This window comes from Streptomyces sp. NPDC001515 (genome assembly GCF_053597115.1).
Genome location: NZ_JBSFHN010000004.1, coordinates 90648 through 105153, shown reverse-complemented (window position 1 = coordinate 105153; position 14506 = coordinate 90648). Strand labels below are relative to the sequence as shown.

Sequence of the window (14506 nt, the reverse complement as noted above, 5' to 3'; positions counted from 1 at the left end):
CTTGAAGTCGAGTCTCTTGACATCGAGATATATTCGGGCGGACCCTGACCCCATGACCGCACCCCTCTGGGATCCGCAGCAGTACCTGCGCCACGCGGACCACCGCACCCGCCCCTTCCACGATCTCCTCGCCCGCATCCCCCCGCTCCCCGGCGACGCCCCCCGCATCGCCGACCTCGGCTGCGGCGCGGGCAACGTCACCGCCCTGCTCGCCGCCCGCTGGCCCACCGCCAGGATCACCGGCTACGACACCTCCCCGCAGATGCTGGAACGGGCCCGCGCCCGCACCACCGCCCGGCTGGACTTCGCCGAGGCCGACGCCGCGACGTGGACCCCCGCCGAGCCGTACGACCTGATCGTCTCCAACGCCCTCCTCCAGTGGGTCCCCGGGCACGCCGGCCGCTTCCCCGACTGGCTGGCCGGGCTCACCCCCGGCGGCACCCTCGCCCTCCAGGTCCCGGGCAACTTCGACCAGCCCTCGCACGCCCTGATGCGCGACCTCGCCGGATCCCCGCGCTGGCGCTCCCGCCTCGGCGGAGTGCTCCGCCACGCCGACGCCGTCCTCGAACCGGCCGGCTACCTCGGCCTGCTCGCCGGCCCCGGCCGCACCGCCGACGTCTGGGAGACCACCTACCTCCACCTGCTGACCGGCCCCGACCCGGTCCTCGACTGGGTCAAGGGCACCGGACTGCGCCCGGTCCTCACCGCGCTGGCCGACGACGAGGAGGCCCGGGACGCCTTCCTCGCCGACTACCGCGACCTGCTGCGCACCGCCTACCCGGCGGGCCCGCACGGCACGGTCTTCCCGTTCCGCCGGATCTTCGCCGTCTGCCACCGGGAGAAGTAGATGATCACCGCACTCGACCACGTCCAACTGGCCGCCCCCGCAGGCTCCGAGGAGGCGCTGCGCGCCTTCTACACGGGCGTCCTCGGCATGACGGAGATCCCCAAGCCGCCGGTCCTGGCGGCCCGGGGCGGCTGCTGGTTCGCCGCCGGCCCGGTCCAGGTGCACCTGGGCGTCGAGGCGGACTTCCGCCCGGCCCGCAAGGCCCACCCCGGACTGCGCGTCACGGACATCGAGGGGTACGCCCGGCGCCTGGCCGAACGCGGCGCCGAGGTCACCTGGGACGGGAACCTGCCCGGCCACCGCCGCTTCTCCAGCCACGACCCGGTGGGCAACCGCCTGGAGTTCCTGGAACCGGACGGGGCCCCGTCACCGGAGGACCGGTGACGGGGCCCCGGGGGACCCGCGTGTGCGGAAGGCGTCAGTTCAGGAGGGAGTACGTGTTCCAGCCGCCCCCGAGCCGGACCGGCTTGGTGAACTGCCCCTCGCCGTTCGAGATGTAGAGCCAGAGGCTGCCGTTGCGGTCGACGCCCACCAGGTCTGCCTTGCCGTCGCCGGTGAGGTCACCGGGCGCCGCCAGCTTGGTGTAGGTGTTCCAGCCCCGGCCGACCGGGAACGGCGAGAGGAAGGGGCGGTACTTGTCGCCCGTGCCCCGGTACATCCGGAGCACCCCCTCCTTGTCGCGGGCCAGCAGGTCGGTGCGGCCGTCCCCGGTGAAGTCACCGGCGCCGACGATCACCGTGTAGACGTTCCAGCCGCCGCCGACCCGGATCCGGGACGAGAAGCCGCTGCCGGTGCCGTTGCCGGGGTAGAGGTAGAGCACCCCGCTCTTGTCGCGGCCCAGCAGATCGCCCTTGCCGTCGCCGGTGAGGTCGCCGGGGCCGACCACGGCCGTGAAGCCGGCCCACCCGGTGCTCACCCGGTGCGTGGAGTCCGGCGAGTAGCTGTAGTTGTAGATGCCGCCGTCGTAGGACTCCATCAGGTCGACCAGGGCGTTCTCGTTGAGCGAGGAGGCGTAGAAGGGCTTGGCGCCCTTCCAGCCGCCGGTCTCGCTCAGCTGGTCGCGGGCGCTCAGCTTGCCGTTGTTCAGCGACCAGTACGCCCAGAGCGTGCCCTTGGTGTCGAGGCCGAGCAGGTCGTTCTTGCCGAAGTCCGGGCTGCCGCCCGCACCGGCCAGGAGCGAGGCCACGTTCAGCCCGGTGCCGCCGGCCACCCGGGGGGTCAGCTCGCCGTTCGCCGTGGACATGTAGACATAGACGTCGCCGTTGACCGCGCGCCCGACCAGATCGCCCCGGCCGTCGCCGTTCAGGTCGTCGGTGCCGATGACCTGGTTGTAGATCTTCCAGCCGTGGCCGACCCGCGGCCCCGTGGCGTCGAACACCCTCTGCGTCGAGCCCGTGCCCGTGTAGAAGTACAGGTCGCCCGAGACGGTCCGCCCGTAGAGGTCGGCGATGCCGTCCCCGTTGACGTCGTTCGCCCCGATGAGCTGGTCGTACCTGCCCCAGCCCTTGCCGATGAGGATCCGGGCGGCGAACGGCGAGGTGGTGGTGTTGCCGGTCGCCGGGTAGAGGTACAGCTCGCCCTCGGGGGTGCGGGCCAGCAGGTCGGCGCGCCCGTCGCCGGTGAGGTCACCGGGGGAGAGCACCTTGTTGTAGATCTGCCAGCCCTTGCCGGTCCAGCCGGCGGGGCCGGTGCCCGCGATCGAGGAGCCCGCGCGGAAGGTCAGCGAGCCGTACGGAGACAGGGTCAGCAGGTCCGCGACCCCGTCCCCGTTCTGGTCGCCGACCGGGATGATGTCCTTGAACGCCGAGGGCACCTTGCCGGGGATGTCGAAGGCCCGCTCGGCGCCGCCGCTCGGCGAGACGAGCAGGTCGGAGGCGTAGTCCCGGTAGATCAGGTCGGAGCGGCCGTCGCCGTCGAAGTCCGCGCGCGGCTTCACCGCCGGGGCGTCGGCCGCCTGTGCGGCGGCGGCCTTGCGGCCGGCCGCGGTGGGCTGCGGCAGGTCCAGCACCGGCCGTGGGGCCGCGGTGGCGGAACGTTCCGTCACGGCGTGCCGCGGTGCGGTGTCACCGGCCGAGGCCGGGGCGGCCAGCAGCATGCCGGCCGAGAGGACGAGAGCGGTGCAGGCCGCGATCCGTCCCGCGCGCCGCGAGCGCGCGGGACGACGGACGCGGTCCGTGGAATTCACAGAAGTCAAAGCCCCCCCTGGGGTGCGGGCCCGCGGGGTCCGCCGCGCGGCGTGCGCGGCGGCCCCCTCGGGCCGGTCGTGGATCAGTACAGGTTGACGTACGTGTTCCAGCCACCGCCGACCCTCGCCCGCGCCGTGAACTTCCCGGTGCCGGTCGAGGTGTAGCGGTAGAGGTCGCCCTTGGCGTCGGCGCCGAGGAGGTCGGCCTTGCCGTCGCCGTTGATGTCGCCGGGCGCGACGAGCTTCTTGTACGTCCCCCAGCCGTTGCCCACGGTGATCCGCGAGCCGAACGGCTTGGTCGCCACCCCGGTGCCGGGGTAGAGGTAGAGCGTGCCGCCCGGGGTGCGGGCCAGCAGGTCGGTGCGGCCGTCCCCGGTGTAGTCACCGGCGCCGACCAGCTTGTTGTACGCGTTCCAGCCGCCGCCCACCTTGATCCGGGAGGCGAAGGCGCTGCCCGTGCCGTTGCCCTTGTACAGGTAGAGGTAGCCGGAGCGGTCGCGGGCCAGCAGGTCGCCCTTGCCGTCGCCGCTGAGGTCGCCGGGGCCGACCAGCGCGTTGTAGACGCCCCAGCCCTTGCCGATGGTGTAGTTGCCGTTGTAGAGCGTGCCCGCGTACAGCTGCATCAGGTCGGCGGCGCCGTCCTTGTCGAACGAGGACGCGAAGGTCAGGTTGGCCCCGCCGAACCGGTCGCCGACCTGCTGGCGGGCGGAGAGCGTCCCGTTGTTCAGCGGGTAGTACCAGAACAGGTTGCCCTTGGTGTCCAGGCCCAGCATCTCGTTCTTGCCGAAGTCCGGGTTGCCGCCGGCGCCGACGAACAGCGAGGCGCCGTTCCAGCCGGTGCCGCCGCCCGTACGGGTGAGGAAGCTGCCCACGCCCGTCGACTCGTAGTAGTACATCGCGCCGGCCGGCGTACGGGCGATGACGTCGCCGAGACCGTCCCCGTTGGCGTCGTCGATGCCGATGATCTGGTTGTACATGTTCCAGCCCTTGCCGACCTTGGCGGCCTTGGCGAAGGGCTTGGAGGCGGTGCCCGTACCGGCGTAGAAGTACAGGTCACCGGCGGGCGTGCGGGCGAAGAGGTCGGCGATGCCGTCCCCGGTCACGTCGTTCGCGCCGACCAGCTGGTCGTAGGCGCCCCAGCCCTTGCCCACCAGGACGCGGGACTTGAACGGGTTGCTGTCGACGGCGCCGTTGCTGATGTACAGGTACAGCTCGCCGGCCGGCGTACGGGCCAGCAGGTCGCCGCGCCCGTCGCCGTTCACGTCGCCGGGGCCGACCAGCTTGTTGTAGATGTTCCAGCCCTTGCCGGACCAGGTGGCGTAGCCGGTGGAGTCGGCGCCCCAGCTCTGGAAGAGCGAGAGGGTGCCGGTCGCGGACAGGGTCAGGAACTCGGGGCGCCCGCCCCCGTCCAGGTCGCCGGGGGCGACGATGTCCTTGTACAGCTCCTCGTAGTCGCCGTTGATCGTGTACGGGTGGCCCTCGGCGCCCGTCGACGGCTCGACGTACAGATTGCCGTCGATGCCGCGGTACATGGTGTCGCTGTAGCCGTCGTCGTCGACGTCGAGCCGGGGCTTGGCCGGGACGGCGGCGGCGCCGGCGGCGCCCGCGACCCCGGAGGCGCGCGAGGAGCGCGCGGCGGGGTGCTTCGGGAGCGTCAGCGACGGCAGCTGCCCGAGCTCGGGCGCGGGCAGGTCGACCGCGGTGCGCCGCGGCGCGGTGTCATCGGCCGAGGCCGGGGCGGCCAGCAGCATGCCGGCCGAGAGGACGAGGGCGGTGCAGGCCGCGATCCGGCCCGCGCGCTTCCGGCGCGCGGGCAGGACGAGACGGCCGGGTTCCACAGAAGTCAAAGCCCCCCCAGGGGTTACGTGGTGGAACCGGGAGAAATGCCTTCACGCATGGTTGACACGCGTACTGAGGCATTCCCGGGATGTTCACAGACTCTACAACTGTGCCCACGGGGAAAGAAGTGCTTTAGCTGTAAACGATGTACGGCGGGCCGGGGACCCCTGGCCGAACGGCCCCCGGACCCGCCGCTCAGCTCTTGCGGTGCCCGATGAGCCGGGGCTTGGACTCCAGGTTCTCCAGCCCGTGCCAGGCCAGGTTCACCAGATGGGCGGCGACCTCGGACTTCTTCGGCTTCCGGGCGTTCACCCACCACTGGCCGGTCAGCGCCACCATGCCCACCAGCGCCTGCGCGTAGAGCGGGGCCAGCTTCGGATCGAAGCCCCGGGCCTTGAACTCCAGACCCAGGATGTCCTCGACCTGGGTGGCGATATCGCTGATCAGCGAGGCGAAGGTGCCGGTCGACTGGGCGACCGGCGAATCGCGCACCAGGATCCGGAACCCGTCCGTGTACGTCTCGATGTAGTCCAGCAGCGCGAACGCGGCCTGCTCCAGCAGCTCACGCGGGTGCCCGGCGGTCAGCGCCCCGGTCACCATGTCCAGGAGCTGACGCATCTCCCGGTCGACCACCACCGCGTACAGGCCCTCCTTGCCGCCGAAGTGCTCGTACACCACCGGCTTGGAGACCCCCGCGCGGGCGGCGATCTCCTCCACCGACGTGCCCTCGAAGCCCTTGTCGGCGAAGAGCGTGCGACCGATGTCGAGCAACTGCTCGCGGCGTTCCTTCCCGGTCATCCGCACCCGGCGGGCCCGCCGGGTCGAAGGGGAACGGGTGTTCTCGCTGCCTGTACTCGATTCGGTCGCCACGTCGTCAATCATGCCGCGTCGGCCCGCGCGGGGCGGCGCCGGGACTCGATCCGGGCGGCGTCCGGCCAGCGCACGTCGTGCGCCCAGCCCAGCTGCTCGAACCAGCGGATCAGCCGGGCACTCGAATCGATCTGACCGCGCATCACCCCGTGCCGGGCGCACGTCGGATCGGCGTGGTGCAGGTTGTGCCACGACTCGCCGCACGACAGCACGGCCAGCCACCACACGTTCCCGGAGCGGTCACGGGACTTGAAGGGGCGCTTGCCGACCGCGTGGCAGATGGAATTGATCGACCAGGTCACATGGTGCAGCAGCGCCACCCGCACCAGGGACCCCCAGAAGAAGGCCGTGGCCGCGCCCCACCAGGACATCGTCACCAGACCGCCCACCAGCGGCGGGATCGCCAGCGACAGCACCGTGAAGGAGGCGAAGTGGCGGGAGATCCCCCGGATCACCGGATCGCGGACCAGGTCGGGGGCGTACTTCTGCTGCGGCGTCTGCTCCTCGTCGAACATCCATGCGATGTGGGCCCACCACAGGCCCCTCAGCAGCGCCGGCAGCGTCTCGCCGAACCGCCACGGCGAATGCGGATCGCCCTCCGCGTCCGAGAAGCGGTGGTGCTTGCGGTGATCGGCCACCCACCGCACCAGCGGGCCCTCCACCGCCAGCGACCCCATCACCGCCAGGGCGATCCGCAGCGGACGCTTCGCCTTGAACGAGCCATGGGTGAAATACCGGTGGAAGCCGATCGTGATCCCGTGGCAGCCGATGAAGTACATCGCCACCATCAGGCCCAGGTCGAGCCAGCTCACCCCGCGGCCCCAGGCCAGCGGCACCGCCGCGACCAGCGCCACGAACGGGACGACGATGAACAGCAGGAGCGCGATCTGCTCGATCGACCGCTTGTTGTCCCCGCCGAGCGTGGCGAGGGGAGGAGCCTGACCGGCCGCGGGGGCGGCCTCGATCACTTCGGGGCTGGGATTCATTTGGGGAGTCCCCTGAGGGTAGGAATGCGAGCGGACACCGAGGCTACGGTTCCGTAACCTACGGCGTCGTAAGTATGGCAGCGCGAACGCCCGCCACACGAGAGGACGACGCGGGGCACGGACCCGCGTCCCACGGGGTAGGGGACACCCGCGCACTTACGTTCGGCCCTTCCCCCGGAAGGGGCCGTTCGGGGCGCGAACAGCACCGACAGCACGGACACCTATCCTGGAGAGGTCGGACAGCGCGGTCCGCACCCTGCTTCTCCGGGGTCGCGTCGGCACCGCAGCCGCCGAGGCCCCGGGACCCCGTGCTCAACCACTGCAAGGAGCCGCACACTGTGAGCAGTGCCGACCAGACCCCCGCCGCCAGCCCCGAGCTGCGCGCCGACATCCGCCGCCTCGGCGACCTGCTGGGCGAGACCCTGGTACGCCAGGAGGGACCGGAACTCCTCGACCTCGTCGAGCGCGTCCGCGCCCTGACCCGCACCGACGGCGAGGCCGCCGCCGAACTCCTCGGTGACACCGACCTGGAGACCGCCGCCCGCCTCGTGCGCGCCTTCTCCACCTACTTCCACCTCGCCAACGTCACCGAGCAGGTCCACCGCGCCCACGAGATGCGCGACCGCCGCTCCGCCGAGGGCGGCCTCCTCGCCCGCACCGCCGACCGGCTCAAGGACGCCGACCCCGAGCACCTGCGCGAGACCGTCAAGAACCTCAACGTGCGGCCCGTCTTCACCGCACACCCCACCGAGGCCGCCCGGCGCTCCGTCCTCAACAAGCTCCGCCGCATCGCCGAACTCCTGGACACCCCGGTCATCGAGGCCGACCGCCGCCGCCAGGACCTCCGCCTCGCCGAGAACATCGACCTCATCTGGCAGACCGACGAACTGCGCGTCGTCCGCCCCGAGCCGGCCGACGAGGCCCGCAACGCCATCTACTACCTCGACGAACTCCACGCCAACGCCGTCGGAGACGTCCTGGAGGACCTCGCCGCCGAACTCGAACGCGTCGGCGTCGAACTCCCCGCGGGCACCCGCCCCCTCACCTTCGGCACCTGGATCGGCGGCGACCGGGACGGCAACCCCAACGTCACCCCCGCCGTCACCTGGGACGTCCTGATCCTCCAGCACGAACACGGCATCACCGACGCCCTCGAACTCGTCGACCAGCTCCGCGGACTCCTCTCCAACTCCATCCGCTACACCGGCGCCACCGACGAACTCCTCGCCTCCCTCCGCGCCGACCTCGACGCCCTCCCCGAGATCAGCCCCCGCTACAAGCGGCTGAACGCCGAGGAGCCCTACCGCCTCAAGGCCACCTGCATCCGCCAGAAGCTCGTCAACACCCGCGAACGCCTCGCCGCCGGCACCCCCCACCGCCCCGGCTGCGACTACCTCGGCACCGCCGAGCTGATCACGGACCTGGCCCTCATCCAGACCTCGCTGCGCGCCCACAAGGCCGGCATCGTCGCCGACGGCCGCATGGACCGCACCATCCGCACCCTCACCGCCTTCGGCCTCCAGCTCGCCACCATGGACGTCCGCGAACACGCCGACGCCCACCACCACACCCTCGGCCAGCTCTTCGACCGCCTCGGCGAGGAATCCTGGCGCTACGCCGACATGCCCCGCGACTACCGGCAGAAGCTCCTTGCCAAGGAACTCCGCTCCCGCCGCCCGCTCGCCCCCACCCCCGCCCCCCTCGACGCCGACGGCGAGAAGACCCTCGGCGTCTTCCACACCATCCGCGAAGCCTTCGAACGCTTCGGCCCCGAAGTCATCGAGTCCTACATCATCTCGATGTGCCAGGGCGCCGACGACGTCTTCGCCGCCGCCGTCCTCGCCCGCGAGGCCGGCCTCCTCGACCTCCACGCCGGCTGGGCCAAGATCGGCATCGTGCCGCTCCTGGAGACCACCGACGAACTGCGCGCCGCCGACACCATCCTCGACGAGATGCTCGCCGACCCCTCCTACCGGCGCCTCGTCTCCCTGCGCGGCGACGTCCAGGAGGTCATGCTCGGCTACTCCGACTCCTCCAAGTTCGGCGGCATCACCACCTCCCAGTGGGAGATCCACCGCGCCCAGCGCCGGCTCCGCGACGTCGCCCACCGCTACGGCGTACGCCTGCGCCTCTTCCACGGCCGCGGCGGCACCGTCGGCCGCGGCGGCGGCCCCTCCCACGACGCCATCCTCGCCCAGCCCTGGGGCACCCTGGAGGGCGAGATCAAGGTCACCGAACAGGGCGAGGTCATCTCCGACAAGTACCTCATCCCCGCACTCGCCCGCGAGAACCTCGAACTGACCGTCGCGGCCACCCTCCAGGCGTCCGCCCTGCACACCGCGCCCCGCCAGTCCGACGAAGCCCTCGCCCGCTGGGACGCGGCCATGGACACCGTCTCCGACGCCGCCCACGCCGCCTACCGCACCCTCGTCGAGGACCCGGACCTGCCGGCCTACTTCCTCGCCTCCACCCCCGTCGACCAGCTCGCCGACCTCCACCTCGGCTCCCGGCCCTCCCGCCGCCCCGGCTCCGGCGTCTCCCTCGACGGACTCCGCGCCATCCCGTGGGTCTTCGGCTGGACCCAGTCCCGCCAGATCGTCCCCGGCTGGTACGGCGTCGGCTCCGGCCTCAAGGCCCTGCGCGAAGCCGGCCTCGACAGCGTCCTCGAAGAAATGCACGAACACTGGCACTTCTTCCGCAACTTCCTCTCCAACGTCGAGATGACCCTCGCCAAGACCGACCTGCGCATCGCCCGCCACTACGTCGACACCCTCGTCCCCGACGAGCTCAAGCACGTCTTCGACGCCATCGAAGCCGAACACGCCCTGACCGTCAGCGAAGTCCTCAAGGTCACCGGATCCAGCGAACTGCTCGACACCAGCCCGGTCCTCCAGCAGACCTTCGCCATCCGCGACGCCTACCTCGACCCGATCTCCTACCTCCAGGTCTCCCTCCTCGCCCGCCAGCGCCGCGCCGCCGAAGCCGGCGAGGAACCCGACCCCCTCCTCTCCCGCGCCCTCCTGCTCACCGTCAACGGCGTCGCCGCCGGACTCCGCAACACCGGCTGACCCACCCGCACCACACCGAGGGGCCCGCCGTCCGCACCGGACGACGGGCCCCTGCCCGTACGACGACGACCACCCGCCTCACAAGGCGATGAACGACGCCAGCATCACCGCCCCGCCGGCGATCCCCGCCCCCCACGCCACACGGGTCCACCGCAAACCCCCGCCGATCACCAGCGCCGCCAGCACCAGCGCCCCGCCCAACGGCACCCAGGCATGCAGAAAACCGGCCGTCCCGGTCCGCACCACCTCGTCCGTACCCGGCCGCACCACCACGGAGAAACGATCACCCTTACGGGCCGCCACGGACTGGTCGATCGTCACCCGAGCCCGCGCCCCGGCCCCCTCCGACGGCACGAACGGCCCCGTACACACATCCTCCCCGCACCCCGTCACCGTCATCGTGCCGTGCTCGCGCCCCTTCGACAGCACGATGTGATGCGCCGAGTCCCACGATGACCACACCCCCGCCACCAGCAGCAACGCCACCACACACAGGACCCCCGCACCACGGGCGTACGACAGGACACGGAGGGAGGAGCTGCGCTTCATGGACGCCGATCCTTGGCCAGCCCCCGCCACACGGTCAAGCCACGGCCGAAAACAGCCCCACTACCGAAGGACATATCAGGAGTTGTACGCGCTCTGCGCCCGCTCCAGACCCTCCGCCAGCAGACACTCCACGGCATCCGCCGCCCGGTCCACCAAGAACGCCAGCTCCTTGCGCTCCACCGACGAGAAATCCTTCAGCACGAAGTCCGCCACCTGCATCCGCCCCGGCGGACGCCCGATCCCGAACCGCACCCGGTGGTACTCCCCACCGATCGCCTTCGTCATCGACTTCAGCCCGTTGTGCCCGTTGTCCCCGCCGCCCAGCTTCAGCCGCAGCGCCCCGTAGTCGATGTCCAGCTCGTCATGGACCGCCACCACACGGTCCAGCGGCACCTTGTAGAAGTCCCGCAGCCCCGCCACCGGCCCACCCGACAGGTTCATGAACGACATCGGCTTCGCCACCACCACCCGGCGGCTCAGCGGACCCGGCGGACCGATCCGCCCCTCCACCACCTGTGCCTGCGCCTTCGGCGCCCGCTTGAACTTCCCGCCGATCCGCTCCGCGAGCAGATCGGCGACCATGAAACCGACATTGTGCCGGTGGGCCGCGTACTCGGGGCCGGGATTGCCCAGGCCCACGATCAGCCACGGGTCGGTGGCGTCGGACATCGCGCAGGTCTCCTCGCGTACGGAACGAAAGACGGGACAACCGGTGACCGCGGGCGGACACACGGAAACGGGGCGGCGGAACCCCCGAAAGGGACCGCCACCCCGTCAGTCAAGCAGGTGGGGCGAGGCTCAGGCCTCGTCGCCCTCACCCTCGGCGTCGGCAGCCGGCTCCTCGGCCTGCGCGGCGACGACCTGGAGCACGATGGCCTCCGGGTCGGCCTCGGCCAGCACCGAACCCGACGGCAGCGGAACGTCCTTGGCGAGCACCGACGCACCGGCGTCCAGACCCTGCACCGAGACCGTGACGGACTCGGGGATGTGGGTGGCCTCGGCCTCGACGAGCAGCGTGTTCATCACGTACTCCAGCAGGTTGCTGCCCGGAGCCAGGTCGCCCTCGGCGTGCACCGCGACCTCGACCTGGACCTTCTCGCCGCGCTTCACGGTCAGCAGGTCCACGTGCTCGATGTCGCCCTTCAGCGGGTTGCGCTGCACGGCCTTCGGGATCACCAGGGCGTCCTTGCCGTCCAGCTCCAGGCCGATCAGCACGTTGGCGGTACGCAGCGCCAGCAGCAGCTCGTGGGCCGGCAGGGTCACGTGGACCGGCTCGGCACCGTGGCCGTAGACGACCGCGGGAACCTGGCTGGCACGGCGCGCGCGACGGGCGGCACCCTTGCCGAACTCGGTACGGGGCTGGGCGGCGAGCTTGATCTCGGCCATGACTGCACTCCTCGTCAGGTGACAGAACTACGGATGGTCACCCGGCCCACGACAGGCCTGCTACGAAGAGCGCGTCGATAACGGAGCACCCGCACATGAGTGCGGCCTCCCTCGCCGAGCAACTCACTGAGTCTACCCGGCGGGGAGGCCGCACCCCAAAGTGGATCTTTCCCGGACGCCGCGCGCCCGGAAACGATCCTTCTACTGCTCCTCGAAGAGGCTCGTCACCGAACCGTCCTCGAACACCTCACGCACCGCGCGCGCGATCGTCGGAGCGATCGACAGCACCGTGATCTTGTCCAGCTCCAGCTCACCCGGCGTCGGCAGGGTGTCCGTGAACACGAACTCACTCACCTTCGAATTCTTCAGCCGGTCCGCCGCCGGACCCGACAGCACCCCGTGCGTCGCCGTCACTATGACGTCCTCCGCACCGTGCGCGAACAGGGCGTCCGCCGCCGCGCAGATCGTGCCACCCGTGTCGATCATGTCGTCGACCAGCACACACACCCGGCCCTCGACATTGCCCACGACCTCGTGGACGCTGACCTGGTTCGGCACGTCCTTGTCACGCCGCTTGTGCACGATCGCCAGCGGAGCGTCCAGCCGGTCGCACCAACGGTCCGCGACCCGGACCCGGCCCGCGTCCGGCGAGACCACCGTCAGCTTCGTACGGTCCACCTTCGCGCCCACGTAGTCCGCCAGGATCGGCAGCGCGAACAGGTGGTCCACCGGACCGTCGAAGAAGCCCTGGATCTGGTCGGTGTGCAGATCCACCGTGAGGATCCGGTCCGCACCCGCGGTCTTCATCAGATCCGCGATCAGCCGCGCCGAGATCGGCTCACGGCCCTTGTGCTTCTTGTCCTGACGCGCATAACCGTAGAACGGCACGATCACCGTGATCGAACGCGCCGACGCGCGCTTCAGCGCGTCCAGCATGATCAGCTGCTCCATGATCCACTTGTTGATCGGAGCGGTGTGGCTCTGGATCAGGAAGCAGTCGGCGCCACGGGCCGACTCCTGGAAGCGGACGTAGATCTCACCATTGGCGAAATCGAAGGCCTTCGTCGGCACGAGGCCCACACCCAGCTGGTGCGCGACCTCCTCGGCCAGCTCGGGGTGGGCGCGGCCGGAGAAGAGCATCAGTTTCTTCTCGCCGGTCGTCTTGATCCCGGTCACAGCACAGTCTCCTCAGACGTGTTCCTGGCGCCGCACACAGAGGTCCCGAAGTGCAACGAGCCAGCCGAAATGGGGTGAGCATCTATCACGGTACGCCGTGCGCGGCGCACCTGTTTCCGGTCAGCTTTCGCCGACCGTGTTCTCCGCCGCCGCCTGAGCCGCCTGCGCGGCGGCGCTTCCGGGACGCTTGCGCGCCACCCAACCCTCGATATTCCTTTGCTGGCCCCGGGCCACGGCCAGCGAACCGGCCGGCACGTCCTTCGTGATCACGGAGCCCGCCGCGGTGTAGACCCCGTCCCCGACCGTGACAGGAGCCACAAACATATTGTCCGAACCGGTACGGCAGTGGGAGCCGATCGTCGTGTGGTGCTTGTTCACCCCGTCGTAGTTCACGAAGACGCTCGCCGCGCCGATGTTGGTGTGGTCCCCGATGGTCGCGTCCCCCACGTACGACAGGTGCGGGACCTTCGTCCCCTCGCCGATCGTCGCGTTCTTCATCTCCACGTACGTCCCGGCCTTCGCCTTCGGGCCGAGCTTCGTCCCGGGCCGCAGATACGCGAACGGACCCACGGACGCCCCCGGGCCCACCTCCGCGCCGTCCGCCACCGTGTTGTCCACCCGGGCGCCCGCGCCCACGACGGTGTCCGTCAGCCGCGTGTTCGGACCGACCTCGGCGTCCTCCGCCAGATGCGTGGCCCCCAGCAGCTGCGTCCCCGGGTGCACGACCGCGTCCCGCTCGTACGTCACGGTCACGTCGATCACCGTGGACGCCGGGTCCACGACGGTCACGCCCGCCGTCATCGCCCGCTCCAGCAGCCGCCGGTTCAGCAGCGCACGGGCCTCCGCGAGCTGCACCCGGTTGTTGATCCCCAGGATCTCCCGGTGGTCGGCCGCCACCGACGCACCGACCCGGTGCCCGGCCTCCCGCAGGATCGACAGCACATCGGTGAGGTACTCCTCGCCCTGGCTGTTGTCCGTCCGCACCTTGCCCAGCGCGTCCGCGAGCAGCCGCCCGTCGAACGCGAACACCCCGGAGTTGATCTCCCGGATCGCGCGCTGCGCGTCGGTGGCGTCCTTGTGCTCGACGATCTCGGTGACGGCGCCGGTCGCCCCGTCCCGGACGATCCGCCCGTAGCCGGTGGAGTCCGGCACCTCGGCGCTCAGCACCGTGACGGCGTTGGCGTCGGCGGTGTGGGTGGCGGCGAGCGCGGCCAGCGTCTCCCCGGACAGCAGCGGGGTGTCCCCGCAGACCACGATCACGGTCCCGTCCACACCCCCGCCCAGCTCGTCGAGCGCGACCCGCACCGCGTTCCCGGTGCCCTTCTGCTCGGCCTGGTAGGCGGTCCGCACCTGCGCGTCCGCCGCGGTGAGATGAGCGGTCACCTGCTCGCTCGCGTGGCCCACGACCACGACGAGGTGCTGCGGTTCCAGCTCACGGGCGGCTGCGACGACATGTCCGACGAGCGAACGCCCGGAGATCTCGTGCAGAACCTTGGGGGTCTTCGACTTCATGCGGGTGCCCTCACCCGCTGCGAGGACGACGACGGCTGCCGGGCGAACGGAGCTCACGGATAGGCCCTTCGGCTTCGGGTGGTGGACA

12 protein-coding genes are annotated in these 14506 nt (G+C 70.9%); 3 read left to right on the top strand and 9 right to left on the bottom strand.

Annotated features, from left to right (window positions below):
* The first annotated feature begins 52 nt into the window (after positions 1-52).
* Together ACWCXC_RS06980 and ACWCXC_RS06975 are read left to right on the top strand one after the other, a co-directional pair.
* A complete protein-coding gene (locus tag ACWCXC_RS06980) occupies positions 53-847 on the top strand; it encodes a trans-aconitate 2-methyltransferase (protein WP_450683290.1) in 795 nt (264 codons plus the stop codon).
* The gene (locus ACWCXC_RS06975) at positions 848-1231 is read left to right on the top strand and encodes a VOC family protein (RefSeq protein WP_450887093.1); all 384 of its coding nucleotides are present in this window, start codon (positions 848-850) and stop codon (positions 1229-1231) included.
* A gap of 34 nt (positions 1232-1265) precedes the next feature.
* On the opposite strand, the gene ACWCXC_RS06970 is transcribed toward ACWCXC_RS06975, so the two are convergent.
* The 4 genes from ACWCXC_RS06970 to ACWCXC_RS06955 form a co-directional block, all read right to left on the bottom strand.
* On the bottom strand, positions 1266-3032 hold the full coding sequence (locus ACWCXC_RS06970; protein ID WP_450887268.1) for an FG-GAP repeat domain-containing protein: 1767 nt from the start codon (positions 3030-3032) through the stop codon (positions 1266-1268).
* An 83-nt stretch (positions 3033-3115) separates the two neighbouring features.
* Positions 3116-4783, bottom strand: coding sequence for an FG-GAP repeat domain-containing protein (locus ACWCXC_RS06965; RefSeq protein WP_450887266.1), 1668 nt, complete (start codon positions 4781-4783; stop codon positions 3116-3118).
* 283 nt (positions 4784-5066) lie between these two features.
* The gene (locus ACWCXC_RS06960) at positions 5067-5753 is read right to left on the bottom strand and encodes a TetR/AcrR family transcriptional regulator (RefSeq protein ID WP_450887091.1); all 687 of its coding nucleotides are present in this window, start codon (positions 5751-5753) and stop codon (positions 5067-5069) included.
* Complete coding sequence (locus tag ACWCXC_RS06955; protein ID WP_450683293.1) at positions 5750-6727, bottom strand: acyl-CoA desaturase; 978 nt, start codon at positions 6725-6727, stop codon at positions 5750-5752. Before ACWCXC_RS06955 ends, ACWCXC_RS06960 begins: the two co-directional genes overlap by 4 nt.
* A gap of 338 nt (positions 6728-7065) precedes the next feature.
* Between ACWCXC_RS06955 and ppc the strand changes: the two genes are divergently transcribed.
* Positions 7066-9795, top strand: a complete 2730-nt coding sequence (gene ppc, locus ACWCXC_RS06950; protein ID WP_450683294.1) for a phosphoenolpyruvate carboxylase — start codon at positions 7066-7068, stop codon at positions 9793-9795.
* A gap of 78 nt (positions 9796-9873) precedes the next feature.
* On the opposite strand, the gene ACWCXC_RS06945 is transcribed toward ppc, so the two are convergent.
* From ACWCXC_RS06945 to glmU, 5 genes are all read right to left on the bottom strand, one after another.
* Positions 9874-10344, bottom strand: a complete 471-nt coding sequence (locus ACWCXC_RS06945; protein WP_450683295.1) for a hypothetical protein — start codon at positions 10342-10344, stop codon at positions 9874-9876.
* Between the two features lie 75 nt (positions 10345-10419).
* Complete coding sequence (pth, locus tag ACWCXC_RS06940) at positions 10420-11013, bottom strand: aminoacyl-tRNA hydrolase (protein WP_450887088.1); 594 nt, start codon at positions 11011-11013, stop codon at positions 10420-10422.
* 129 nt (positions 11014-11142) lie between these two features.
* A complete protein-coding gene (locus tag ACWCXC_RS06935) occupies positions 11143-11730 on the bottom strand; it encodes a 50S ribosomal protein L25/general stress protein Ctc (RefSeq protein ID WP_450683297.1) in 588 nt (195 codons plus the stop codon).
* A gap of 201 nt (positions 11731-11931) precedes the next feature.
* Complete coding sequence (locus ACWCXC_RS06930) at positions 11932-12906, bottom strand: ribose-phosphate diphosphokinase (RefSeq protein WP_450683298.1); 975 nt, start codon at positions 12904-12906, stop codon at positions 11932-11934.
* 120 nt (positions 12907-13026) lie between these two features.
* Entirely contained in the window at positions 13027-14475 is a 1449-nt protein-coding gene (gene glmU, locus ACWCXC_RS06925) for a bifunctional UDP-N-acetylglucosamine diphosphorylase/glucosamine-1-phosphate N-acetyltransferase GlmU (protein WP_450887085.1), read from the bottom strand.
* Between the last annotated feature and the right edge of the window lie 31 nt (positions 14476-14506).